This window comes from Sporosarcina jeotgali (genome assembly GCF_033304595.1).
Lineage (GTDB): Bacteria > Bacillota > Bacilli > Bacillales_A > Planococcaceae > Sporosarcina > Sporosarcina jeotgali.
Genome location: NZ_CP116341.1, coordinates 1,672,557 through 1,698,547, shown reverse-complemented (window position 1 = coordinate 1,698,547; position 25,991 = coordinate 1,672,557). Strand labels below are relative to the sequence as shown.

Genomic DNA, 25,991 nt, shown 5'->3' with positions numbered 1-25,991 from the left:
TCAAAAGGTATGATACCGAAATTGGACGAGTATAAGAAACAAGTGAAAATCACGAGCGTTAATGAAATTAAGCCGGGGCTTGCAGCGATTGAGCATGCGATGGAACTTCTTGGATCACCGCAAAAAGAACTGCGGGCGATTCACGTAGCCGGAACGAACGGGAAAGGCTCAACCATTTGTTTCATGGAATCCATTCTTCGCGAAGCGGGGATCCGTACAGGTGTCTTTGCTTCTCCAGCGATGGTCGATATTCATGACCAAATCCGGTTGAATGGTGAAAACATTACTGAAGCGGAGCTGACAGCTACATTTCAAACATTGAAAGATTCTGGACTGGATGGGATGTTGACAGACTTTGAGCTTATTACAGCAGCAGCATTTGTGACTTTTAATCGGCTGAAACCTGATGTAGTCCTCATTGAATGCGGGATGGGCGGAAGATTCGACAGCACGAATGTGATCATTCCGATGGTTTCTGTTATTCCATCTATCGCAAAAGATCATGTTGGATTCCTTGGAAATACAATAGAAGAGATCGCGTGGCATAAAACCGGGATTTTTAAAAAAGGAGTTCCTGCTGTATGTGGCCAATTACCTGAAGAAGCACTAGCAGTTGCAGAAAAAGTTGCGGCAGATGTGGGCAGTCCGTTAATGACATACGGACACAACTTCTGGATGAAGGAAGGTAATCCCGAGCACTTCCACGGAAGTATAAACATGAATTTATCTGACAGAAAAATGAAAGGTCCTCATCAGGCTATCAATGCAGCAGTTGCAATTGAAGCGCTGCTAAAAGCCGATCTTCAGCTTCCCACAGAATCCATTCAATCCGGGATTGCGAACGCACAGCTTTCCAACCGATTTGAAGAAGTCGCACCTGATGTGTTTTTCGATGGAGCCCATAATCCGGCTGCCGCTGCCATGCTCAGACGTACCGTACAGGAACAATTTCCCTGTGAGAAAATAGATTTTGTTATTGGAATGATGGCCAATAAAGAAATTAAAGAAACACTTAATGAATTAATACCGGTAGCACATTCTTTTACCTTCATTGATTTTGATGTGCCCGGAGCAGCGACTGCACAATTCGTTTACGATCAATGTGAATTTGGAAGAAAACAGGTGACAGAACAAGAAAATGCGTCTATAATACTATCGAAAGACCTAGGTAAAAAGAAAATAGTCTCAGGTTCTTTATACTTGCTAAATAGTCTAAGGTCTCATATACTGTAAATAACAATAGATAGAAAATTCCGCACGTTTAGCGGCTGATTGGAAGGATGAAGAGAATGAAGTTGAATGGCCGGCCGTTGTTACTCTTGTTGTTGCTATGGATACTTGTTGTGCCGACCGGCATCGTTTATCTTCTGGTTACTCAGCCAATTCCTGAGGTTAATTGGCTATGGGTGGGACTTTCAGTTTTATTAGGGTTTTTAAGTATACAATTCCCGGTAAAATATCGTGGAAGTTCAATCATTTTATTTTCGTGGTTCACACTTCCCCTATTTTTGCTGTATGGATTATCAATAGAAATTATTGTAACCCAACTAATCGTATTGATTGCATCTTTTACTAATGGTGAACTTAAAAATATTATAAGACGAATTTTGTTTAATTCGCTGTCTTATTTTATTTTATCAATTAGTTCTGCAAGTGCTTTTTATATTATCGGTGGAGAAAAGGCCATTACTTCATTCTGGTTTTTATCCGTGTGTGTACTTGTTTACCAAATTGTATATTCAATCCTTTACGATTGGATTTTTAAATTATATCGTAAAATTAATCATAATTTGAAAAGGGAAACTATCAAAGAAACAATTTTGCATTATCTAAGAATGATTATCGTTGTTCCTTTATCATTATCTTTGTATTTCTTATTGATGGATTATGGTTTCATAGGGTATGTTATTCTAGGACTTCCTTTTTTCTTTATTACGATTGTTATTCGTTTAAATTCACAAACAGAAGACCTGAACGAATCAATTAAAACAGCCGGAGAAATTGGTAAACAGCTTACTGCACTGAAAGAGGAAGCAAGAGTGGTAAATCTGTTCATGTCTGAAACCTCAGATATGTTTCATGCAGACTATGTCTACATGTTCAAAAATATTGAAGACTGGCTTGAAATGACACATTTGCTTATTTCTAGACGTAAGGTGCCAGTAATAGAAGGGCAGCTATTAAGAGGACAAGGAATTGCTGGAAAGATTCTTTTGTCTAAAAAACCGGTACTATACTCGAAAAGAGAAGAATGGATTAATCAATCTGTAAAAACTGCGCCCGAAAATCTTGAAAGTTTATTATGTATTCCTCTAGTAAGAAATAGCAAAATAGAAGGGGTATTAATTTTAGGCAGCAATAAAGTTAAAGCTTTTAAAGACTATCACCTTAGAATTTTAGATTTATTAAGTTCTTATTTCGTAATCGCAGTAGAAAAAGCACGGTATATAGAAGAAGCCCAACGTATCAGTGATAGATGTGAACTGACTGGTCTGTATAATTATAAAATTTTTGAACAAAGACTTGAATCAGACATGGAAATGTTAAATAGTGGTGTTCATACTAACTTGTCAGTTGTAATGCTAGATATAGATCGGTTTAAATTAGTAAACGATACATATGGTCATGAAAGTGGGAATGAAATATTAAAACAGTTAGCTAACCTGCTTAACCAAATGATACCTCTTGACGGATTGTTGGCACGATATGGAGGAGAAGAATTTGTATATTTGGTGCCTAACTCTTCAAAAGATCAAGTTTTAGAATTTGCTGAATCAGTGCGAAAAGAAATTAGAAATACTCCGATGTATCTATATGATGATCTGGCTAACCAAAGAAATCGAAAAACAATACACATTACTTCGAGCATTGGTATTTCTACAGCCCCGCAAGATACTGATGAAGCAATGACCTTATTGAGAAATGCGGATCGAGCGCTTTATATCGGTGCAAAGCAGGCAGGGCGGAATCGTGTAGCTGGATATCAGAAATAAACTAGTTGGAAAGGAGAGGCAAGAGTGAATCTGACACGTCAGAAACATTGGATCTTATTTTTTGTTTGGATATTAATAGTTCCAAGTGCATTTTATTTCGTTTATTCGAACTTTCCTTTCCATGAGATGAATAAATCCTTCATCTTGATAAATTTGGTGATTTTATGTTTTACGATGATATTCCCACTGAAAATTCTTGGTGATTATATCTCTTTGGAGCGATTTATCATTTTCACAGTGTTTTTTCAGTACGGTCTTTTAACCGAAATGCTTTTCATGCAAATTGCCATTATCATTTTGCAATTAACGACTAAATCTCCTTTGCCAGCATCCTATCGATTTCTTTCAAACTCATTGATGTTTACAATCGTATCGCTTGGCAGTGCTTTTATGTTCTACTTCGCTGGCGGGAGTTTTGACAATTCTCTGGAACCTTGGAAACTCGTGAGTGCGGGATTAGTATATGCAATTAGCTATGCAACACTTAATAACATTGTGATTTACTTGTTCATCAAATTTGAAAAAGAAGAAACGAAGGATTTTTTCACAGTGGCATTATGGGACTTTGTTACTTCTCTTGTTTTATTGCCAATGGCGATTTCCTACAGTTTGTTGACTGCTAAACTTGGAATACAATCAGTATTATTACTGGGTGTCCCTTTCTTGTTTATGCAAATAATTTTCAAAATGTACTTTTCAAGTGATAGCCTTAATAAAAAACTATCTTCAGCTGTTGAAATTGGTCATGAATTGACGGATAGCTTGCGATCCATTGAAGTCTTGGATATATTTACGCAAAAAATCCAGTCTGTAGTAAATTATGATCAAGCTTACTTATTGGATTTAAGAAAAGGGCAGAAATTAGTTTTGCTTTCGAGTGTGGAAGCAGGGAACCTAACAAGAAGCCCTCAATTTTTCAACTATGAAAAAGGAACACTCGAGAAACTTCCAGTAACTAGAACTCAGGTATATGGAAAATCATCAGAATTAACGAGTTTAGATAATTTCCATTTTAGTTCTGCCGTTGAAAGTGTGATGGTTGCTCCGGTTAAACGTCAAGGGAATATTGAAGGATACCTGGTAATGACGTCATTTAGAAAACATTTCTTTGAAGAACTAGATGAAAAAATGGTTGATTTGCTAACAAGTTACTTCGAAGCAGCGGTATTGAAAGCGTTTCATTATGAACAAACTATTGAACGGAGCGAAAAATGCGGTCTCACTAATCTGTACAACTTCCGTTATTTGACCAAGAAACTTAGTCATGAACTCAGTCTCTTCCATGAACAAGAGATTTCAAGTCTTTCTGCCATCATTTTAGATATCGATCATTTCAAATCTATCAATGACTCGTATGGACATCAAAGCGGGAATGATATCTTATGTACGTTCGCGCAAATTCTTAAAAAGTACGAAACGGATGGGCGGACACTTGCACGTTATGGCGGAGAAGAATTTGTTTTACTGCTTCCTGATTTCACAAAAGATGAGGCAGTTTCTCTTGCTGAAAGAATTCGTAAAGAAGTCGAAAGATACACGTTTGAGATAAAACCTGACTTATCGAATGATAATGAATCCATCGGTATCAACTTGACAGTTAGCCTGGGAGTTTCTTCGATTCCCGAAGATACCCAATCAGACAGCAGTCTGCTTCGAAATGCAGATCGCGCCCTTTATATAGGAGGGAAGCAGGCAGGAAGAAATCGTGTCGGTGTTTATGAAGGGGAACTGACGCAACCGCTGAAAATTTGATGGAAATTTATTTGGACACAAAAGACTGCCATGGCAGTCTTTTTTTGTAACATTTACACGTATAATTCTATTGAACTCAAAGGTTCCCTCCGTTATGCTAGAGATAGGAAAAAGGAACGAAAGAGGTGGGCGAATGTTGAATAAAAAGAATGTCAGTCACGAGTCCGGGCTGACTCTTATCGAAATTCTAGCCTCCCTTGTGATATTAGGCATAGTTATAGTTTCTTTCTTATCTATTTTTAGTCAATCAGCTCTCTATAATAAAAAGACTGACGATCTAAATGATAATACTAATTATGCTGAAGACTTGATGGAGTTATTTGTAGCATATTCTCAAAAAGGAAGTTCATTAGAAAGTGTAGATAGCATCTTGCTAAATGGCCAGGGATTTAAGAAAGTAACCAATTTAAAGTATAATAAATCGACTTCTAAAGGATTTATAGAAGTCATCTTTGAAGAACAAGACAAAATAGATGGGTATAGAGTAACGAGAGTGATAATAAATAATTATTCTTCTGGAACTGATAAACCAAATTCTATTATTGAATCATTACTATATTGGAGAACTAGTCATGAATAAACACATGAATTCTAGAGGGGTGTCATTGGTTGAAGTCCTAGCTGCTTTAGTACTGTTATCAATGATATTCTTACTAATAATATCGACCCAACTATTTGGGGAAAGAGAATATAATACTCAGAATGAGCAGTTCTCAAATGAAGTAAGTCTTCAGTTTGTTATTAAAGATATTACAAGGGAGATTAGAAGAATAGATGATAATAATAAAATTAAAATAGATCCTCAAAAATCAGAGTTAATAATTGGGAAAAACGTCTACATACTTAGCAACATGGGCTTGATGAAAAACAGCTCGATATTGGCTGACAACATTCAAGACTTTAAATTGGAATTCAATAATTCCAGGGACACGCTTAATATCTCGATAATAACTAACGGCTCTGACCGATCCGAGAAAGAGATTGTAACCTCAATATTTTTGCGGGAAGGTGACAGCAGGTGAGAAAGCTTTCAGAGAGTGGATATTCATTGCTCATAGTCCTAATGGTCCTTCTTGTATTATCCGTTCTAACACTTTCAATTCTAGGATTAACTGTTAAACAGCATACGTTAAGTAAACAAGAAGTAAATGACAAATCAGCTTTTTATATAGCAGAGGCGGGTTTGAACTATACTGTTAAAGATATAGAACGAATTGCGAAAAGAGAAATACTTAACTATGCACCTACGGAAAAGTTATCTGTGGAAGTGCAGAAAGGTAACTATCTGCGGGCAGTAAAAAATGCAGTCAGTGACTCGCCTGTATATCCGTATGATTTTGAAAAGCACGGAACTTCTACACCGACAGTGTCTCTAACGACGAATAAAAAGGAAGTCTCTGATAAAATACTAGTAACTTCCATCGGTAAAATAGGTACTAAAAAACGTTCGTTAACCCAGTATGTAACCATAAAGTACGCGTACATAAATGAAGGAGGAGAATCTGGTGGTGAAAGTGAACCCTTGCTGCCCGTAAAACCGCCAAGTTTCAACTATCCGGAAAAAACTGCCGTCTTTGTAGATGGAACTATCAATTTAAGTGGGGGAGCTGAAATTTGGGGGAATGTGGGAACTAATAGAGCAGCTGCAAATTCGGTAACTTTATCTGGCGGTATAAGCATTAAAGGTTCAGTATATGTACCGGTTGGTTACGAAAATAAATCATTAGATAAGCCTTCATGGATGGATATTGATCAGCCGCTTGGATTGAATGATAAAGTTACATTCAGTCTTCCGGAATTTCCTGTTTATCCTCCGTTGTCTTTTATGAATAACCAAGTGATTTACAAGGGGAGCAATAAAAAGGAAGTAATCAAAAATGGAAGTCTTTATATAGATAACTATATTTCAGACGGATATCGATTAGAGTTAGACAAGGATCATCAATTTAATGAGATAAAAGTGGATGAGAACAATACTCTTGAAATAAATGTCGGAAGTAACGATAGAACAATAGTAGTAGATCATCTGAATGTAGCCAACGGTAAAATCAAAATTATTGGTACTGGTAATCTGACTTTTATGGTGAAGAGCAAAGTTTCAATGGGATCTGGAAGTGTCGTTAATACTTCCCAGGACTCTAAGCGTTTAAAGATTTTTTTGGATAATGAAAGCATCAAACCTAATGAATTAAGCTTGTCAGGAGCCCAAAAAATCTATGGTTCCTTATATGCGAAAAATACAAATATCCAAATTTCAGGCGGTGGGGGTTTTCAAGGGAACATCTTGACAGGTGGTAAGAAGGTAGAAATCAGTGGTGGAGGCAGTGCTAAATATACACTGCTAAATGCACCCAATGCAGACATCTTATTATCAGGTGGAGGTACGGTAAAGGGGACAGTGCTCGGTAAATCCTTAATTATGAGCGGTGGAACTAGAGTGGAGAATGGTGAGTTCGATATCAATCCCGGTGAATTTTATCCACCAGAAGATCCTAAGTTTCCTGTATATAAGCCCATTATTTCTGATACGATAAAAGTAGATAAAATCATAGAAAAGTAGGGAGATGGCTTCACTGATATATACATCCTTAACAATTGCTGTGATTGCAGGTATCGTTTTCGTTGTTTTCAAAATCAAAAAAACGACATCAAATTTAACGCTATACTTATTTATAAGCACTGTAATAGCAACTCTGGCTGCATTAGCATACCAGATGATGTCACTCTGGCACGCCCTGCTCGTCATACTGGGACTGTCCTTTGCAACAGCCGTATTGCTAGCAAAGCGGCAAGAAGCGTAATGATATGATTCTACGAAGAGTATTGAAAAGGAGGCGTCCAGAACATGGGTAATCGAACGATACTAGCATATTTTTTAAGCATCTTGGGCGCTTCATTATTATTTTTTGGAATTGCGTCCGCAGGATCATTTGCTGCAGAGAACTTGTTTTTCGGTAAACGCTTCGGGGAACATACCTATGCAGGGCCTTTTAATTTATCGAAACAGACTGACAAGGAAGCTGAAGTTAAGCTAACTTCAGAATTGTTAGGAATGCAGGATCAGTTGCAGGCGGATTTACTTTACCAGGATGCGATCATTCCTTTGCCGTCGGAAATAGTAGATTACAACCCTTCTGCTACCATTGAACAAGCACAGTCTGAAGAGGAAAACGCTCTTATTTCAACAATTTCTCAAGATGGACTTCGAACATTGCTGCACCAGCAATTGCCGATGCTCTCTTTCAGCGATACAGAAATTCAATCGATTGCAAGGGGGATCAGTGAGAAGCTGGAATCAGGAATCATGCCGCAATCTATCATTTTGACAGATTACCTGGAATCCACTCAGACCCTTACCGAAATCGCATCTGCAACGACATCTGTTGATGGTTTGACTGCACCGATGCTCGATTTGATAGATGAGCTGGATGGATTCGAAATTGAAGCAAAAACACCATTTTCATTACTTGAATTTATTGAGAATACTCAAGCGGGTCTATTGGACGAAGATGAACTGACGATTCTCGCGTCTACGTTATATCAAGCTTCGTTACAAACGAACTTTTGGATTGAAGATCGAACAATTCGGCGTGAACTGACGCAAGGAGTAGAACCTGGATTTGAAGCTGCCATTAACGCACAGATAGGGTTAGATTATGTTATGACGAATCCTAATTATACTTCTTATACAGTCCGTGCGAAATGGGACAGTGAAGCGCTTGCTATTACAATAGAAGGAATGCCGCTGCGATACGAGTACACACCCTATGTGGCTGAATCAAATCGATTTGAACCTAAAACTGTCGTTCAATATAGTGAAAATCTATCGCAAGGACAAGTCTTAAACGCAGTTCCTGGCAAAGAGGGCTTCGAAATTATTGTTCAGCGCAGAATCTCAGAAGATGGCTCGTTACTTACGAATGAACCCGTATCTGAAGACTTTTATCCGCCAGTTTCCCGCGTTGAACAGCGTCCTTTGATTGAAGCAGATGTACCAGCTGAAAATACACCAGGGACAAATTCGTCTGGAACAGACGGGAACGTGAATGATACTAATACCAATCCAAGCAATGGCGAGGCAAACACAGGAAAAGATCCGAGTAATCAGTCGAATTCTGATGAAAGTTCTTCAAATGAAAACAAACCTTCTGGAAGCAACGACTCATCTAACAACCCAAATAATTCTTTAGGGAAAGAAAATGGGAATAAAACACCGATGCCTGGTGATGACGACTACTTGTATGATAAAGGCGGTAATTTGATTAAGTAACACCTGGTTTGGAGGAGGTTTTTCAATGGCGGCACCACGAAAACGGTTAGGGGATTTGCTAGTTGAGTCTGGACTCATTACAGATGTTCAGCTTGAAATGGCCTTAGCGGAAAAGCCTAAAGATCAGCGTCTCGGCGATGCATTGCTTGGGCGTGGATATATTACTGAACAGCAATTGATTGAAGTGTTGGAATTCCAGCTCGGGATTCCTCATATCAATTTATTCCGGTATCCGTTCGATCCGAAATTGTTTAATATCGTTCACAAGGATTTTGCGAAGCGTAACTTGCTCGTTCCATTGAAGGCGGATGGCGACAGGCTGTTTGTCGCGATGAGCGATCCAATGGATTATTTAACAATTGAGGATTTACGTTTGTCGACAGGTTTCCATATTGAAACGGCGATCGCTTCAAAAGACGATATTTTACGGACAATTTCAAAGTATTATGAGGACGAATCGTTCGAAGATATTTTTATTGATCAACCTGAAGAAACAAAACAGCAGGAAGAACTGACAGATCTCGATTCTCCCGTTGTACGTCTCGTAAACCAGCTCATGGTTTCGGCAGTTGCTCAAAAGGCGAGTGATATCCATTTGGATCCTCAAGAAAACGAACTTATTATCCGCTATCGTTTAGATGGGTTGCTGAAAACAGAACGGGTTCTGCCGAAACACATGCAGGGGATGTTGACAGCCAGGATTAAGATTCTTGCTAATCTGGATATCACTGAACAGCGTTTGCCTCAGGATGGACGTATTAAGACGACGATCGATTTTCGTCCCATTGACTTGCGTGTTTCAACATTACCGACCATCTTTGGTGAGAAAATAGTGATGCGGATATTGGATCTTAGCAGTTCGTTAAGCGATTTGAAAAAGCTGGGCTTCAATCCGCTGAACTTGGACCGGTTTTTAGAGGAAATTAATCGGCCGAATGGAATTGTGCTGATTTCCGGGCCAACCGGGTCTGGTAAATCATCCACGTTATATGCAGCGCTGAACAAATTGAACAGCGAAGAAGTTAACATTATTACTGTTGAGGATCCCGTTGAATACCAGCTTTCGGGGGTTAATCAAATTCAGGTCAATCAAAATGTTGGCCTGACTTTTGCGACTGGTTTACGGTCGATCTTGCGCCAGGATCCTGACATCGTTATGGTCGGGGAGATCCGCGATCGAGATACGGTTGAAATCGCGATAAGAGCCTCATTAACCGGGCATTTAGTTCTTAGCACGATCCATACAAATGATTCGGTAGCATCGATCACCCGACTGCTCGATATGGGTGTGGAACCCTTCCTGGTGACGGCATCACTCAACGCGGTGGTGGCCCAGCGGCTAATTCGAAAAGTGTGCCGGGACTGCGGGAAGAAAATGCCTGCAACAACACGCGAGCAGGAGATTTTTGCAAAGCGCGGATTAACGGTTGAAGAAATTAATCGAGGATCAGGATGCGCAGCTTGTAACATGACGGGCTATCGAGGCCGCGTTGCGATTCACGAAGTGCTGCTGATTGACGATGCGATGCGAGAATTGATTAACAGTAACGCAACACCTGCTAAAATGCGCGAAGCTGCGGTTAAGAGCGGGACCATCTTTTTAATCGATGATGGACTGGATAAAGTCATACAAGGACTGACGACGACGGAAGAAGTACTCCGTGTTGCGCTGCCGGAATAGGAGGGATTTCATGATGAAACAACAGGTCGATGATTTACTGACGAAAGCGGTTGAACTTCAAGCTTCTGACATTCACATGACCATTGGCTCTCCGCCGGTATTTCGAATTAATGGCGATTTGAAGCGTTTTGGAAGTGATGATTTAGACGAACAGTTTACAATGTGCGCTGCCGAAGCGACAGTTCCTGATAAATTGTTCACTGATTTTAAAGGGAACGGTCAAATTGACTATTCCTATGAAGTCCCGAACGTTGCACGATTTCGTGTGAATGCGTTCCAGCAGCGCGGAGTGATATCACTGGCGTTCCGTACAATTCCTACAGATATTCCGACGATTGAATCCTTGCAGATGCCAGGTATATTAAAGACGCTGGCAGAAACGAAGCAGGGGCTGATTCTCGTGACGGGACCGACTGGCTCAGGAAAATCTACTACGCTGGCGTCAATGATTGATTATTTAAATCAAACTTCTAGAAAACATATATTGACATTGGAAGACCCGATTGAGTATATGCATAGTCATGGTTCGAGCATCATCGACCAGCGAGAAGTCGGTTTTGATACAGATTCATTCGCTGATGGATTGCGTGCTGCATTGCGTCAAGATCCCGATGTCATTCTAGTTGGGGAAATGCGAGATTTAGAGACGATTTCTACTGCGATTACTGCCGCTGAAACAGGGCATCTCGTACTGGCTACACTTCATACATGGAGTGCCGCGTCGACGATTGACCGAATTATCGATGTCTTTCCGCATGGACAGCAAGCGCAAATTCGTGTTCAGCTAGCAGGAGTGCTGACGGCCGTGTTGTCTCAGCGATTGCTCCCCACAAAAGACCGATCAGGCAGACGCGCGGCGACAGAGCTGATGATTAAGAACGCGGCAATCGCTAATTTAATCCGTTCTGAAAAGGTGCATCAGATTCCCAATGTCATTCAAACAAATCGTGCCATGGGGATGCACATGATGAATGCATCTGTTAAAGAGTTATTGGATGGCGGAGTGATCAGTTATGACACCGCTGAGCCTTACTTGCAGGAGGAATCATAATTGTGGCTCGTTTTAAATATGATGGACGAGACGCCAAGTCGGTCCGTTCAGGTGTCGTAGTTGCAGATAACAAAAGAGATGCTGCGTTAAAGTTAAAACGCGAAGGAATCCGTGTCAAAAATTTAACGGAGCAGGCGGAAACGACGCTGACGAAAGAAATTCATATCGGGAAGCCGGTAAAACGCCAGCACTTCATTATGTTTTTGCGCCAGTTTTCTACATTGCTGCGTGCGGGTGTAACGATTGTCGAGGCGATTCGCATACTGGCCCTGCAAGTTGAAGGAAAACAGTTTAAAAAGATCTTGATAGAGGTAAATGAAGACTTACGGACAGGCGGTTCTTTGTCGGACTCATTCGCAAAGCATCCGAAAGCATTCGAACCGCTTGTGGTGAATATGATTAAAGCCGGTGAACTGTCAGGTACGTTGGATGATGCACTGGATCGGCTAGCAATTCACTATGAAAAAGCATACAAGACGCGTCAAAAAGTGTTGTCCGCACTTTCGTATCCGGTTGTTGTTGGGATTGTAGCTGTCGGAGTTGTCATTTTCTTACTGACGTTTGTCGTGCCGATGTTTGTAGATTTGTTCGCCAGTGTAGGCGGAGAATTGCCATTGCTGACCCGCTTCGTCATGAGCGCCAGTGATTTTGCGCTGTCTTATTGGTACATTATTGTAATGACGGCCGCGGCGATTGCGATTGCGTTTTATCTGATTCGAAATAACCCGGCAGGAAAAATGATGCTGGATACGATTTTACTTAGGCTGCCGATATTTGGTGACATTGTGAAAAAATCAGTTCTGGCTACGTTAACGCGTACGCTCAGTTCACTGTTCTCGAGTTCGGTACCGATTCTGCAATCGATATCGATGACAGAAAAAGTGATTGAAAATGAAGTTGTGAAGAAAGTGCTTGTTAAGTCGCGGGAATCGTTGGAACGGGGCGGATCACTGACCGAGCCGATGGAAGGGCACTGGGCGTTTCCGCCGCTAATTCCGCACATGATCGCTATCGGAGAACAAACCGGTTCTTTGGATGCGATGCTTGCGAAAGTCGCAGATTTCTACGAGAGTGAAGTCGATGCTTCCACTGAAAGACTGAAAGCGCTCATCGAGCCGATCATGATTGTTTTATTAGCAGGATTAGTCGGGACTATTGTCCTCGCAATTCTATTGCCGATGTTCAGCCTGTTTAATGAGATAGATAATTTGTAACATATAAAACTTAACGTCCATTAAAATTTCATAAATTAGTAGAATAATAGTTCCACACAACCAGAACTTTTGGTATACTGACAACAAGCAAGAATGCACGTACACTAAGGAGGAATACAAATGAAGAAGTTTTTGCAGAAAAAGTTGAAGAATGAAAAAGGTTTGACACTCGTCGAGCTGCTCGCAGTTATTGTGATTTTGGGTATTATCGCAGCGATTGCTGTGCCGTCGATTGGTGGAATTATTGATAATAGTCGAATTAAAGCTGTTAAAGCTGATGCTCAAACAATTATTTCAGCGGCCAATATGTATTTTGCGGAAAATCCGGATGCAACAAATGTTAATTTGATGACCTTAGTTGACGGTAATTATATGGATGATATCGGAAAGTTCGTAAAACCTACTACAATTGATGCTGAACCAAAAGTCACAAAAGCTACTGGAGGAAACAAATTTTCTGGTAGCGCTAAGTACAAAGGCGAAGAAACTGTAACTTTTAAAGATGCAACTAGTAAAATGATTACAGATAGTGGAAATTCTAAGGTAGTCCCTAAAACAAATTAATAACTAGTACAGTGGGAACATTTGATTAAATAAAAATTTAAGGAGCCAACCCATGCCATTCCCATTCTCCCGCCCAAAGCGGCCCATCTCACTTACAATTGAAGAAGACGCCGTCCGCTACGTAAAGCTGAAAGCGGGAGAATCATTAACAGTGGAAGAAGCGGTAGAAATTCCGTTGCCGCCAAACACCGTTCATGACGGTCGCGTGGTCGATTCTGCTGGGCTGGCAACTTTGCTTGACGGGCTTGCGAAGGAATGGGGCATTGCGAAACGCAGTGTCCAGTTTCTTGCGCCCGATACATATGTCATGATCCGGAAAGTGCCGTACCCGGAAGACGTGATGGAAGATGAATTAAAAGGGCACTTTTTCATAGAAATCGGTTCGTCGATCTATTTGCCGTTCGATGATCCGGTTTTTGACGTTGTGCCGTACTTGCCGAATGAAGATGCTCATGAAGCGATTTTAATCGCCTCTAAAGAAAGTGTCCTCCATGGCTACGAATCTGCGTTAACGGATGCTAAGTTCGAACCGCTTGTTGCGGATATTGCGCCGCTTGCCCTTTATCGCCTGGCGCATGACAAGCATCACTTTACTGGGGACGAGCATGTTCTGTTAGCGGATTTAACAGCAGGAAAGCTTGTCGTTTCGATTTTCCATCAACATTATCCTCAGTTTATGCGTCCTGTGGATTTAGAAAATGCCACGGAACTGGATGTTTCGTCAACTGAGCTGACGGTGGACTCGAATACGCTGTCCCCGCGTGCAATTGTTCAAGAGCTTGAAAAACTCGTTAATTTCTATCGCTACAATATGTGGAACGCCGGAGCGACCATTACGCATTTGCTGGTAAATGGAGAGTACAAGGAATTGGATGAATTGCTGAAGCAAGTATCGGGCCGTTTAAACGTGATCGCCGGACCTTTGTTGCCGGAATCACTTAAATTCTCAAACGGCGGGATCGTTCCCGCGTCGTTCAATCGGGTAATTGGATTGGCGCTGAAAGAGGTGCATCATGCTAGTCGATATTAATCTATTGCCAGAAAAGGAGAAGGAGCGATCAGTCCTCCTTTATGTCGCGCTAGGCTTTCTTGGCGCAGCCCTTCTTTTCTGGCTCATTTTCTTTTTACTCACTCGCAGCGTCGATGCGGACTCAGAGCGTTTGGACAATCAGTTAGTGAAGCTCCAGGTAACGCAATCTGAGTTAACCGGCCGATTGAACCGTTCGGATACGGCTCAATCGCATGATCAGCTTGCCGCGAGTGTTCAGTGGGTTGAAACCTATCGTTATGAAACTGCTCCCTTACTCGAAGATTTAGTCGCACAACTGCCGACACGCGGGTTTTTCCGTTCGTTCGCATTTGCAGCCCCTCACCAAGCGACAGTCGAAGTCCAGTTTGATGACAAAACAGAGGCTGCGTATTACTTAACACGGATGTTGTCTTCTGAATTTGTTGAAACCGCTTCGATTGAATCGATTGAAGCGGAAGAAATTGACCAAGAAGAAGGAGTCGACAGCAATTGGCTTCCGCGCTACCTTGCTACATACACGATTTTCTTTACAGATGGACGTCAAATGATTGATGGCGCGGCACCGCCAGTTCCAAATGATTCTGACGGAAATAATGAAGCACCATCTGACGAAACCACTGCGCCTTCCAATAATACAGACGACAGTGAATCCGCTGTTCCAGAAGAGGAGGGATCCGATGCGGAGTCTGACTAAACGACAGAAAGACGTTGCCCTCCTCATTCTTGCGGTTATTTTCTTTGTCTTGCTTGTCAGTTATAGCTGGTTCCAGCTTTACGCGCCAGCAAAAGAAGAGAATACTAGAGTCGTTAATTCAATCGTGGATCAGCGCGAAGTCATCTTTGAGCTGCAGCGGCAAGTTGCTGCGAAGCCAGTGGAACAGTCAAATAGCTCCCGTCCTTTGCAACGGAAAGTTCCTGTTCTCCCGCTGGAGGATTTGCTGCTCGTCCAACTGGAAAAAGCTGAAGTGAAATCGAAGGCATTGATTAACAATGTAATGTTTACTCAAGATGATCTCAATGAAATACCAATTGAATCAACTGAGCAGCTGGATGCAGGGATGGAAGATCCTGCGCTTGCCCTAAAACGAATGACGATTGAGGTTGCACTTGCTGCTTCTACATATGAAGAGGTTGATCAATTCATACGAGAAGTGGAAGCGGCGGAACGTATTTTTGTCGTACAATCGATTGAGTTGGATACACCTGAAGAGATTCGGGAAGCGGCTGCTGAAAAAGAACCGATTGAACTCACTGTTTCTTTCCAAGCATTCTATCGTCCTGATCTCCATGAACTAGTTCCTGAAGTTCCGAAACTGGACGCGCCGAAGCCTGCAGGAAAAGAAGATCCGACAACTCGTGCAGGTGAAGACGAATGACGGCTGTCTGGGTTGGTTTTTTCTTCATTTACGGACTTGTATTCGGTTCGTTTTATAATGTGGTTGGGCTGCGAGTTCCAAAAAAGGAATCAATCGTATCGCCCCCTTCACATTGTACGGTTTGTGATCGGCGTCTGACTGCACTGGATTTGATTCCGGTAGGTTCTTATTTATTTCTGCGGGGGAAATGCCGTGGATGCGGAACTAAAATCAATGCAATTTACCCATTGATGGAACTCGTTACTGGGGTGTTATTCTCCCTAGCATTCTATTATTTAGGGTTTTCCATTGAACTGCTTGTCGCGCTTCTCTTCATCTCGATGTTAGTCATCATTACAGTTTCAGATACCGCCTATATGTTGATTCCGAACAAAATCTTGCTGCCGTTTGGAATCGCAATCGCTCTATTGCGGTTTGTAAGTCCGTTAGAGCCATGGTGGGATAGTTTCCTTGGAGCAGCAGTTGGTTTCCTAGTACTCTTCTTAATCGCGATTATGTCGAAGGGCGGCATGGGCGGCGGGGATATTAAACTATTTTTCGTCATCGGCCTTGTACTTGGAACGAAGCTGACGCTGTTTACGCTGTTCCTGGCAGCTTTAATTGGTTCAATTGTAGGGATTATACATCTCAGACGGACCCGCCAAGGCCGGAAAACTCCCGTGCCTTTTGGTCCTTCCATCGCAGTTGCAGCTGTTATCAGTTATTTTTACGGAAATGCCCTTGTCGGATGGTATCTGACGCTGTTTACTTAAGTCGAACAATTTTCCAGAACAAGACGACACCAGTCTTGTTCTTTTTCATGTCCGTTTTGGTACGGTTAATGAAACTGGGGGGATTGTTATGAATTTCAAGAAAAAGTATACGAAAATGACAATTATGCTTGCGCTCGGACAAGGGGTGCTGTTAGGGATAGCAGCCGTAGCGATTGTCGGGTTTATCCTTTTAAAGACGGAGAAACCTGAAACCTCCGCTTCACCGGATACCGGAGTGCCTGCGAACGGGCCGGCATCGGCTCAAACCGATGACAAGAAAGATGAATCTAAGCCTGATACAGCAGCGGCCGGGGCGCCGATTCCCATGTATGCAAAACAGCATGGCGTGTTTTCTTCAAAGGCGTCAGCCGCATCGTTTATAGCGGATGAAAACTTGCCGAAAGCCGCTTCCGTGCATGCGAATGGACAATTTTATGTATGGAGTGCATTAGGACTTTCTGAAATAGATGCAGATCCAGCGGGAGAGGATGGCGCTTTCCGTAAACAAGTGACCGTTTCCCCGTTAGCATGCAGCAGTGGAGAAGGCGAACTTTTGAGGAGTGTGTTGAATGCTAAGCAAATTTCCGAAATTCAGGATTTGGCTGCTTCACGAAAACAGACAGAAGGAGAAAAGAAAAAAGATGCATTCACGACTAACATTGCCGCCATCACTGCGTTTACAGATGATTTGAATATCATCAAGATGCATATATTAGCTCATTATGCTGACACAGGAGAGTGTGTCAAACTTGATTTTTGATAGCTAAAAAGAGGTCAAAGTCATATTTTGCAGTTTTTCACACAATTTTCTTCTGAAACACATTGACGTATGATGTGGCAAAGGGGGCATTTATCCATGTTTTTTGAAACGAATGAAACACTTATTCTAGCTTCTGCATCGTCGCGACGAAAGGAATTACTTGGACGATTAGGAATGCCATTTACAGTGCATGCAAGCAATGCGGAGGAACGTCCGATAGAAAATGGTGAAAAGCCGGAAACTTATGCGAGCGTTTTGTCGTCCATTAAGGCGTCCGCTATATACGAAGACCACCCAAAGTCTCTAATAATTGGAGCTGATACGGTGGTCGCGTTAGACGGAAAGGTGTACCCGAAGCCGAAGTCTGTTGCGCAAGCAGCAGAATTTCTGGAAGAGCTATCGGGACGGACTCACAGTGTCATAACCGGCGTCACTATTTTGAGAGAAGGCGCGGTCACCCATTTTACATCCATTACCGAAGTGACATTTCGGACGTTAGATCATGCACTTATTCAAGCATATGCAGCAACTGGTGACCCGCTGGACAAAGCAGGCGGCTACGGTATTCAAACAGCAGGGGGATTGCTTGTTAAAGAAATTTCAGGTGATTACGATAATGTTGTAGGTCTTCCTATTGCGGAGCTTGCAGACAAAATGCGCGCGAGTGGTCTCATTTGGCTGAAAGGGGACGAGCGCTGATGCCGGTGGATTATAAAGATACATTAATGATTCGGGATATCCATTTTGCCGACAGACCGCGTGAGCGGATGACGCGCCAAGGAGCAGCCAGTTTATCCAATCAAGAGCTTGTTGCGATATTACTCCGTACGGGTTCCCGGGAGGAATCCGTCCTCGTCCTTGCGAACAAACTATTATCTGAGTTTGATAAAATCCAGGACTTGCGTGACGTCACCATTGAAGAATTGACAGCGGTCAAAGGTGTAGGGGATGCGAAAGCCGTGCAGATCATGGCAGCAGCTGAACTCGGCAAACGAATTTACTCGGTTGCACAAACGGGCCGCTACGCGATTAAGTCGCCTGAAGATGCAGCAGCTTATTTAATGACTGACATGTCAAAATTGACGCAAGAACATTTTGTCGTGCTGTTTCTGAATGTGAAAAACGAAGTGCTGCATAAGCAGACGATTTTCATAGGCAGTTTGAATTCTTCAATTGTGCATCCGAGAGAAATATTCCGAGAAGCTGTGAAACGCTCTGCGGCATCACTAGTCGTCGCGCATAACCATCCTTCAGGCAATGCAACACCGTCTCCTGAAGATATTGAAGTGACAAAACGACTTGCAGAAGCCGGCGAACTCATGGGTATCGATCTTTTGGATCATATTATCATAGGAGATCAGCGCTTTATCTCCCTTAAAGAAAAGGGATACATGTGACACTGTGAATTTGTTCGCCTTTCCGTTATACTATGGTGTATGCTTTTAAGAAGCCTCATAAAACGGTACTGCAGAAAGGAAGAACGAATTTGTTTGGACTAGGAGCGAGAGATGTCGGGATTGACCTCGGCACCGCCAATACGTTGGTTTTCATCAAAGGAAAAGGAATTGTTCTGCGGGAACCATCCGTAGTTGCGAAAAATACGATGACAAATGAAATCGTAGCTGTAGGTAGTGCTGCGAAAAATATGATCGGCCGTACGCCAGGATCGATCGTTGCAACACGCCCGATGAAAGACGGAGTTATTGCTGATTTTGATATTACAACAGCAATGATTGAGCACTACATGAAGGAAGCGACTAAAGCTTCTGGCGGCGCATGGAAAAAGCCGAACGTTATGGTTTGTGTGCCTTACGGAATTACATCCGTTGAACAGCGCGCTGTTATTGACGCAGCTCGTCAAGCTGGCGCGAAAGATGCGTACACGATTGAAGAGCCGTTTGCAGCTGCAATTGGTGCCAATCTGCCAGTTTGGGAACCTACTGGAAGTATGGTTGTTGATATCGGTGGCGGAACGACTGAAGTTGCGGTGATTTCTTTAGGAGGAATCGTAACGAGTGAGTCGATTCGTGTCGGTGGTGATACGATGGATGCAGCAATCATCAGTTATATCCGTAAAACGTATAACTTAACAATCGGGGAACGCACAGCTGAAGCGATTAAGATCGAAATTGGTTCTGCCAGCGTGCTTGAGACATCTGAGAAAATGGAAATCCGCGGACGGGACTTGTTGACAGGTCTTCCGAAAACGCTTGAAATCTCTCAAGACGAAATTGTCGAAGCACTGCGCGAATCATTGTTGCAAATTGTCGATGGTGTGAAAAAGACATTAGAAACAACACCGCCAGAATTGTCTGCAGATGTCATGGAACGCGGAATCGTCCTGACAGGCGGCGGTGCACTCTTGCGCAACTTGGACAAGGTGATTTCTGATGAAACGAATATGCCGGTATTCATCGCTGAAGATCCTTTGGATTGTGTGGCGATCGGTACAGGTAAAGCACTTGATAATTTTGACGTCATTAAAAAAATGCAAGCGAAATAATTGAGGGAGGATATCGGCAATGCCGCGATTTTTTTCGAACAAACGTTTAATTTTACTGCTCGTGGGCGTAATTGTCCTGGTGGCATTGATAGCTTTTTCTCTTAAAGACCGGCAAAGCGCCAACCTCCCTGAAAAGATGGTGAAGGATGTCGTCGGTTTTGGACAATCTCTATTCTCCAAACCGGCCCACTCCATTACCGGATTTTTCGATGACATTGATGGAATTTTGAATACATATGAAGAAAACAAGACGTTAAAAGCTCGTCTGACCGAATATGCTTCAACTGAAGTGGAACTTGCAGACATCAAAGAAGAGAATGAGCGTTTACGTAAGATTATCGATAAAAAAGATGATCTGCGTGCGTATGATCCTATTCAAGCGACTGTTATTTCACGGAATCCCGATCAATGGGAAGAGAAAATTATTGTCGACAAAGGTGAAAGCCAGGGTGTGAAACTCAACATGGCCGTGCTGACTGCCAATGGGCTTGTCGGAAAAGTTGTCCTCGTGACACCGTTCACTTCCACAGTCGAATTGTTGTCGACTGAAAACCAGAATTTCCGTGTATCTGCCATGATTCCCGGGAAGAAAGATATTTTTGGTCTGATGGAAGGATACGATCCTGAACGTGGCGAATTGATTATGAAACGGATCGATTCCGGTTTTGAAGTGAAAGTGGGTCAAAAAGTTATGTCTTCCGGTCTTGGCGGAATTTTCCCTAAAGGTCTTTTAATTGGAGAAGTGACTGAAGTGTCGACTGATGATTATGGGCTCACAAAGTTAGCTTACGTCCGTCCGGCAGCAGAATTCTCAATGCTCGATCACGTTATGATTGCAAAACGACAATCTGCTACTGTGAAAGGGACAGATGACCCTGGAACGTCTGCAACAGAGGGGAAGGATGGATCATGAAACGGTTCATCATTCCTCTTATTGCGGTCGTTCTGTTTTTTCTGGAACCGGTTTTCAGTTTGTTTTCCCCCATTGAATTGGGAGATGTCCGCTATACGCTCGTTCCGAGATTTGTCATTGTTTACTTAGTATTCATTGCTTCTTACTATGATCTTCGCAAGTCAGTTCTCTATGGTTTATTCTTTGGGCTCTTGTATGATATGTATCACATTGATATTATTGGGATATATACGTTTCTTTATCCGCTGATTTGTTTCTTAGCTTATGTGATCATTCGTCAAGTTCATCGGTCTACCGGGACTGTAATGCTCTTGTCTTTGTTTATGGTCGTGCTGCTAGAAATGATGTCATATCTATTTGCTAGTCTGATTGCACTTACGTCGATTAGTTTTGAAGTATTTATGACAGCGAGACTCGTTCCAACAGTGATTGCTAACTTGATATTCATTGTCTTGTTTGGCTGGCTGTTCAGAAACTTGATTTATAAACGAGTCATAGAGAAGCAAGCCGGTATGTAATTTTCGCATAGGGCGGGGTGACGCAAGTGTCGAAACAGCAAGTAGTAACGATTAAAGGGACCAAAGATGGACTCATCCTGCGGCTGGACGATCAATGCGCCTATTCAGATTTATTGGAGGAGTTAGGCAAGAAAGCACAGGATCCAGGTTTAGAAGGCGCTGTCGAAGTACAAATCCATACAGGATCACGGTATTGCAGTGATCAGGCAGCCAAAGAGATTATTCAAATAGTCCAGTCTGCTGGGCATTTACGTGTTTCAAAGATTCAAAGTGATGTCATTACGATGGAAGAATGCAACCACCGCGTGCAAGAACAACAGTCAGAAACGTATATTGGTATTGTTCGTTCCGGTCAGGAAGTTCGTGCCAAAGGGGATCTGGTCGTCATTGGTGATGTGAATCCAAACGGACATGTTTCTGCAGCAGGAAGCATTTATATACTTGGCAGATTAAAAGGGAAAGCGCATGCAGGAAACGCTGGGAATCGGGAAGCTGTCATTGCAGCTTCGTGGTTGGAAGCGACACACCTCATGATTGCGGACCAAATGGAAACAATGACAGACGAGCTCGCAATTTTGTCTGAGCATCCTGAAATGGAATGCGCTTACTTGCATACCAATGGATTCATCGCCATTGACCGTTTGCAGGATCTAAGACTTCTGAGACCTGGTTTGTCAACATTTAAAGGGGGGTGCTAATGTGGGAGAAGCGATTGTTATAACATCTGGTAAAGGCGGAGTCGGAAAAACTACTTCGTCAGCAAACCTCGGTACTGCATTGGCCCTTCAAGGTAAGAAAGTTTGTCTAGTCGATACAGATATTGGATTGAGAAATTTAGACGTCATTCTTGGCCTTGAGAATCGTATTATTTACGATCTGGTTGATGTCATTGAAGGCCGTTGCCGAATTCAGCAGGCGCTCGTCAAGGACAAGCGGTTCGAAGATCGCTTGTTCTTGCTGCCTGCTGCACAGACAACGGACAAGAACGCAGTCACACCGGAACAGATGAAAGACCTAATCACCGAGTTGAAACGTGATTATGATTATATTTTGATAGATTGCCCTGCAGGTATTGAACAAGGATACAAAAACGCAGTGGCGGGCGCTGACCGCGCGATTGTCGTTACAACTCCGGAAATTTCGGCGGTTCGCGATGCGGATCGTATCATCGGATTACTGGAACAAGAAGATATTGAGCCGCCAAAGCTCATCATTAACCGGATACGGCGTAATCTTATCAATTCTGGCGATACATTGGATGTAAATGATATTACAACTCATCTCTCAATCGATTTGCTTGGAATTGTTCTTGATGATGAAAACGTCATTTCGTCTTCCAACAAAGGAGAACCGGTTGTAATGGATCCTAATAATCCTGCCGCGCTTGGATATCGTAATATCGCACGTAGAATATTAGGCGAATCCGTGCCGCTGATGTCCGTGGATACAGGGAAACCTGGATTCTTCGGGAAGTTGAAATCATTGTTTACTAAATAATATGGATGATCCTCTGTACCTTTGGTGCGGGGGATTTTTTTATTGGATTAACCCTTTGCAGTTTGGCAGCTGTTCCGAATGTCCGTAAAAGACAAGGTAACCCGACTATTCAAGTGATGTGCTTCATATACTGAAAAAAAGGGGGGCATGTGTTGAGAGGGAAGACGAAATGGATGTTAGCAATCGTATTTACGATTTCGATTCTCGGGGTTGCCAAACTAGAGCAACTGGGCGTAATGGAGCGGCCTGTCACTCAATATATTTCAACGGGTCAAGATTTTGTAGCCATGAAAAAATGGGTAGCATCGATGATTGACTCTGAGGAGTCGGGAATGATTCAAGTGAGCGGGGATGTAGAAGGTGTTGATCCGTTTGCTGCTTATGAATCGATGCAGCCGTATAAATCAGGTGTCATACTGTCCTATCCTGAAGCACTTCCGATTGCGGCTCGAGGAAGCGGTTTAATCGTTTTTACAGGGTTCACAAGACAATCTGGCAAAACACTTACTGTTCAATATGACAATGGGGATGAGGTTACTTATGGATTTGTCGGTTCTTTTGCAAAGCTGCCGTATACAGCTGTCAACAAAGGGGACACGCTTGCAGTGATGGAAGAAGGAACGATGTATTTAAAAGTGAAACGGGATGGACTTGTGCTTGACTCCACGTTATTGCCTGCGTTCTTTTCGGAAGTAAGTCCTTGAAGTTCCGGCTGCATCCGATTTTGCTGCCGGTCTTCATTTTGCTTGCAGTCATGGGAGGACTCGCTGCATACGCGATTGTTTTCGGATCACTGCTGATTCATGAAGCGGGACATTTAGCGGCTGCAAAAGCGCAAAGTATGCGTGTCCGTTCCATAACGATTCTTCCTTATGGCGGGGAAATGGAAATCGCGAATCCCTCCCAGCATTCACGCAGGGCGCGTGTGCTATTAGCGCTTGGGGGGCCAATTGCAACGACACTGGTACTTGCAGCAGCGATTGTCCTATCTTTTCCGGGTTCAATGGATGTGATCCGTATTCAATTATTGATTTTACTTGTGAATTTACTTCCTATTTTGCCGCTGGATGGCGGACAGGCGCTGCTCGCTTTAACTGAACGTGAAGAGAGCCGGTATTTCGATCAAACCGCATTTCTAGTGTTTTCAATCGGATTTTTGATTGTGGGAGCTGCTGTATTACTGACAGGTTTGCCTGAAACTGCACTTTTAATAAGTCTTGCGGTTTTTTTATGTTTGCAAAATATCAGCGTGTTTCGATTCAGAAGATATCGAAGGATTTATGAGCAATTGAAAAGAAACAACTTGACTTGAATTTCTATGCATGTTATTATTCTAATGTTATGTTTGTAGCGCACCCGTGCTGCAACCGCACTGAACCAGGTACAAGTATCCGTATGGATCACCTGGGAAGGCGAGTCTAAGACTATTTGAGGAGGTGCAAGTATGTACGCAATTATTGAAACTGGTGGAAAGCAAATCAAAGTTGAGCAGGGTCAGGAGATCTTCATCGAGAAATTGGTGGGAGAAGCTGATGAGGCTGTAACATTTGACAAAGTTCTTTTTGTAGGTGGAGATGACGTGAAAGTTGGCGCTCCATTCGTGGATGGTGCTTCTGTAACAGCGAAAATCGTTAAACAGGGCAAAGGCAAAAAAATCACTGTCTTCAAATACAAGCCGAAAAAGAACTACAGCAGAAAACAGGGTCATCGTCAGCCTTATACTAAGGTTGTTATCGAAGGCATCAACCTGTAAGCTGTTATGATTCAAATCACCGTACAGGAACAAGCATCTGGCCGTATCAGCTCTTTTGAGATGAGCGGACATGCTGATTACGCAGAACATGGGAAAGACTTAGTGTGTGCAGCTGCATCTGCCGTGTCATTTGGCGCTGTTAATGCAATTATTTCACTCACTGGGGTAACGCCAGCGATCCAGCAAGGAGAAGATGGCGGCTATCTGAAAGTCGTTCTTCCGGAGACGGAAGAGGATCATGATCAGCAAGTAATCATGCGTGCGATGATTGTTTCCATGCAGACGATTGAACAAGACTATGCGCAGTTTATAAAAATAACCTTTACCAAGTAGGAGGTGGAACACATGTTGTTACGTTTAGATCTTCAGTTTTTCGCATCGAAAAAAGGAGTAGGTTCTACAAAGAACGGTCGTGACTCCGAATCGAAACGTCTTGGCGCTAAGCGTGCTGATGGACAATTCGTTTCTGGTGGTTCTATTCTTTACCGCCAGCGCGGAACGAAAATTCACCCAGGTGAAAACGTAGGTCGCGGAGGCGATGATACTCTTTTCGCTAAAGTTGACGGCGTAGTACGCTTCGAGCGTTTTGGCCGCGATAAGAAAAAAGTAAGTGTGTATCCTGCAGTGCAGGAAGCATAAGAATTGAATCCAAAAAGGACTGCACGCGCCAAGTGTGCAGTCCTTTTTTTATTTTTAAAATCCGGATACAAATTAGTGTCATTCCAAGATCCATTTTTATTGGCAATCAACAAAGATTCGCCCAAACTTTTTGACGAACAACACCCTCATAATGCTATACTGTAAAGAACGAAACAGCAGGCGGTGAAGAATCTTGAAAAAATCGGAGTTGACTGTCCGGGATGCGATGAAATTCGCCCGGCATGACTTTTTAAATGAGCTTCAGCTCATCCTCATGCACATGGACCTCAATAATGTCCCCGAAGCACGGCGCAAACTTCTGGATGCTACAGAACGCATGCGTATTGACTCCCAAATAAGCGGACTGGACATGCCTGCGCTTGAAACGTGGCTGTTAACGTTTGACTGGAACTACATAGCGTTCAGCAAAGTAGTAAAAACTTCAATGGTTCCTGGAAAATCTGCACGAAAAGCAGATGGCCGGGCAATTGCAGAAGTATTGGACGACGTATGTCAGCAGCTTGTGAATGGTGCAGATCCTTACGCTGACTGTGAGGTCAATATCTTTGTGAAAACCACAAGCGACGAATGGGAAGTATCCCTTTCGCTTCCCGGACAAACAGCGCCGATTGTATGGAATGATGTATATGAGAAGGACTGGACAGCAAAGCTGTCTGTAGATAATGAGTATTGGACGTTCACATTCCGTGGACAATAGGAGGAAA

General features: G+C 42.6%; 30 protein-coding genes and 1 other annotated feature. All 30 genes read left to right on the top strand.

Annotated features, from left to right (window positions below):
- Positions 1-9: 9 nt before the first annotated feature.
- Positions 10-1,233: a bifunctional folylpolyglutamate synthase/dihydrofolate synthase gene (locus tag PGH26_RS08330; protein WP_323690623.1), complete on the top strand. Its 1,224-nt coding sequence runs from the start codon at positions 10-12 to the stop codon at positions 1,231-1,233.
- A gap of 56 nt (positions 1,234-1,289) precedes the next feature.
- Positions 1,290-2,993, top strand: a complete 1,704-nt coding sequence (locus tag PGH26_RS08325) for a sensor domain-containing diguanylate cyclase (protein WP_323690622.1) — start codon at positions 1,290-1,292, stop codon at positions 2,991-2,993.
- Positions 2,994-3,206: 213 nt separating this feature from the next.
- Positions 3,207-4,745, top strand: a complete 1,539-nt coding sequence (locus PGH26_RS08320) for a GGDEF domain-containing protein (RefSeq protein WP_323690621.1) — start codon at positions 3,207-3,209, stop codon at positions 4,743-4,745.
- A gap of 133 nt (positions 4,746-4,878) precedes the next feature.
- Positions 4,879-5,325 (top strand): type IV pilus modification PilV family protein, encoded by a 447-nt coding sequence (locus tag PGH26_RS08315; RefSeq protein WP_323690620.1) that lies wholly within the window; start codon positions 4,879-4,881, stop codon positions 5,323-5,325.
- Positions 5,318-5,767, top strand: a complete 450-nt coding sequence (locus PGH26_RS08310; protein WP_323690619.1) for a type IV pilus modification PilV family protein — start codon at positions 5,318-5,320, stop codon at positions 5,765-5,767. Before PGH26_RS08315 ends, PGH26_RS08310 begins: the two co-directional genes overlap by 8 nt.
- The gene (locus PGH26_RS08305) at positions 5,764-7,305 is read left to right on the top strand and encodes a DUF7305 domain-containing protein (RefSeq protein WP_323690618.1); all 1,542 of its coding nucleotides are present in this window, start codon (positions 5,764-5,766) and stop codon (positions 7,303-7,305) included. Before PGH26_RS08310 ends, PGH26_RS08305 begins: the two co-directional genes overlap by 4 nt.
- A 4-nt stretch (positions 7,306-7,309) precedes the next feature.
- The gene (locus PGH26_RS08300; protein ID WP_323690617.1) at positions 7,310-7,546 is read left to right on the top strand and encodes a hypothetical protein; all 237 of its coding nucleotides are present in this window, start codon (positions 7,310-7,312) and stop codon (positions 7,544-7,546) included.
- 44 nt (positions 7,547-7,590) lie between these two features.
- The gene (locus tag PGH26_RS08295) at positions 7,591-9,015 is read left to right on the top strand and encodes a VanW family protein (RefSeq protein ID WP_323690616.1); all 1,425 of its coding nucleotides are present in this window, start codon (positions 7,591-7,593) and stop codon (positions 9,013-9,015) included.
- Positions 9,016-9,040: 25 nt separating this feature from the next.
- Positions 9,041-10,696, top strand: a complete 1,656-nt coding sequence (locus PGH26_RS08290) for a GspE/PulE family protein (protein ID WP_323690615.1) — start codon at positions 9,041-9,043, stop codon at positions 10,694-10,696.
- A gap of 13 nt (positions 10,697-10,709) precedes the next feature.
- On the top strand, positions 10,710-11,747 hold the full coding sequence (locus PGH26_RS08285) for a type IV pilus twitching motility protein PilT (RefSeq protein WP_323693488.1): 1,038 nt from the start codon (positions 10,710-10,712) through the stop codon (positions 11,745-11,747).
- Between the two features lie 2 nt (positions 11,748-11,749).
- Positions 11,750-12,961 carry a type II secretion system F family protein gene (locus tag PGH26_RS08280; RefSeq protein ID WP_323690614.1) on the top strand — a complete coding sequence of 404 codons (1,212 nt, stop codon included), beginning with the start codon at positions 11,750-11,752 and terminating at the stop codon, positions 12,959-12,961.
- A gap of 120 nt (positions 12,962-13,081) precedes the next feature.
- Positions 13,082-13,525: a type II secretion system protein gene (locus tag PGH26_RS08275; protein WP_323690613.1), complete on the top strand. Its 444-nt coding sequence runs from the start codon at positions 13,082-13,084 to the stop codon at positions 13,523-13,525.
- A gap of 52 nt (positions 13,526-13,577) precedes the next feature.
- Complete coding sequence (gene pilM / locus PGH26_RS08270) at positions 13,578-14,555, top strand: type IV pilus biogenesis protein PilM (protein WP_323690612.1); 978 nt, start codon at positions 13,578-13,580, stop codon at positions 14,553-14,555.
- A complete protein-coding gene (locus tag PGH26_RS08265; RefSeq protein WP_323690611.1) occupies positions 14,539-15,249 on the top strand; it encodes a hypothetical protein in 711 nt (236 codons plus the stop codon). Before pilM ends, PGH26_RS08265 begins: the two co-directional genes overlap by 17 nt.
- Complete coding sequence (locus PGH26_RS08260; protein ID WP_323690610.1) at positions 15,233-15,931, top strand: hypothetical protein; 699 nt, start codon at positions 15,233-15,235, stop codon at positions 15,929-15,931. Before PGH26_RS08265 ends, PGH26_RS08260 begins: the two co-directional genes overlap by 17 nt.
- Positions 15,928-16,683, top strand: coding sequence for a prepilin peptidase (locus PGH26_RS08255; RefSeq protein ID WP_323690609.1), 756 nt, complete (start codon positions 15,928-15,930; stop codon positions 16,681-16,683). The genes PGH26_RS08260 and PGH26_RS08255 overlap by 4 nt, the downstream gene beginning before the upstream one ends.
- Before the next feature lie 88 nt (positions 16,684-16,771).
- Positions 16,772-17,443 (top strand): hypothetical protein, encoded by a 672-nt coding sequence (locus tag PGH26_RS08250; protein ID WP_323690608.1) that lies wholly within the window; start codon positions 16,772-16,774, stop codon positions 17,441-17,443.
- A gap of 96 nt (positions 17,444-17,539) precedes the next feature.
- Entirely contained in the window at positions 17,540-18,142 is a 603-nt protein-coding gene (locus PGH26_RS08245) for a Maf family protein (protein ID WP_323690607.1), read from the top strand.
- Positions 18,142-18,840 carry a RadC family protein gene (gene radC, locus PGH26_RS08240; protein ID WP_323690606.1) on the top strand — a complete coding sequence of 233 codons (699 nt, stop codon included), beginning with the start codon at positions 18,142-18,144 and terminating at the stop codon, positions 18,838-18,840. The genes PGH26_RS08245 and radC overlap by 1 nt, the downstream gene beginning before the upstream one ends.
- 89 nt (positions 18,841-18,929) lie before the next feature.
- On the top strand, positions 18,930-19,946 hold the full coding sequence (locus tag PGH26_RS08235) for a rod shape-determining protein (RefSeq protein ID WP_025783515.1): 1,017 nt from the start codon (positions 18,930-18,932) through the stop codon (positions 19,944-19,946).
- A 19-nt stretch (positions 19,947-19,965) separates the two neighbouring features.
- Complete coding sequence (gene mreC / locus PGH26_RS08230) at positions 19,966-20,859, top strand: rod shape-determining protein MreC (protein WP_323690605.1); 894 nt, start codon at positions 19,966-19,968, stop codon at positions 20,857-20,859.
- On the top strand, positions 20,856-21,377 hold the full coding sequence (gene mreD, locus PGH26_RS08225; protein WP_323690604.1) for a rod shape-determining protein MreD: 522 nt from the start codon (positions 20,856-20,858) through the stop codon (positions 21,375-21,377). Before mreC ends, mreD begins: the two co-directional genes overlap by 4 nt.
- 26 nt (positions 21,378-21,403) lie before the next feature.
- Positions 21,404-22,075, top strand: coding sequence for a septum site-determining protein MinC (locus PGH26_RS08220; RefSeq protein ID WP_323690603.1), 672 nt, complete (start codon positions 21,404-21,406; stop codon positions 22,073-22,075).
- A gap of 1 nt (position 22,076) precedes the next feature.
- On the top strand, positions 22,077-22,874 hold the full coding sequence (gene minD, locus PGH26_RS08215) for a septum site-determining protein MinD (RefSeq protein ID WP_323690602.1): 798 nt from the start codon (positions 22,077-22,079) through the stop codon (positions 22,872-22,874).
- Between the two features lie 152 nt (positions 22,875-23,026).
- Positions 23,027-23,578 carry a hypothetical protein gene (locus PGH26_RS08210; protein ID WP_323690601.1) on the top strand — a complete coding sequence of 184 codons (552 nt, stop codon included), beginning with the start codon at positions 23,027-23,029 and terminating at the stop codon, positions 23,576-23,578.
- Positions 23,575-24,186, top strand: a complete 612-nt coding sequence (locus PGH26_RS08205; protein ID WP_323690600.1) for a site-2 protease family protein — start codon at positions 23,575-23,577, stop codon at positions 24,184-24,186. Before PGH26_RS08210 ends, PGH26_RS08205 begins: the two co-directional genes overlap by 4 nt.
- Positions 24,187-24,229: 43 nt before the next feature.
- Positions 24,230-24,304: a sequence feature (ribosomal protein L21 leader region), on the top strand.
- Between the two features lie 14 nt (positions 24,305-24,318).
- Entirely contained in the window at positions 24,319-24,627 is a 309-nt protein-coding gene (gene rplU / locus PGH26_RS08200) for a 50S ribosomal protein L21 (protein ID WP_116018978.1), read from the top strand.
- A gap of 6 nt (positions 24,628-24,633) precedes the next feature.
- Positions 24,634-24,960, top strand: coding sequence for a ribosomal-processing cysteine protease Prp (locus PGH26_RS08195; protein ID WP_323690599.1), 327 nt, complete (start codon positions 24,634-24,636; stop codon positions 24,958-24,960).
- Between the two features lie 15 nt (positions 24,961-24,975).
- The gene (gene rpmA, locus PGH26_RS08190) at positions 24,976-25,266 is read left to right on the top strand and encodes a 50S ribosomal protein L27 (protein WP_025783524.1); all 291 of its coding nucleotides are present in this window, start codon (positions 24,976-24,978) and stop codon (positions 25,264-25,266) included.
- 193 nt (positions 25,267-25,459) lie between these two features.
- Entirely contained in the window at positions 25,460-25,984 is a 525-nt protein-coding gene (locus PGH26_RS08185) for a Spo0B domain-containing protein (RefSeq protein WP_323690598.1), read from the top strand.
- The last annotated feature ends 7 nt before the right edge of the window (positions 25,985-25,991 follow it).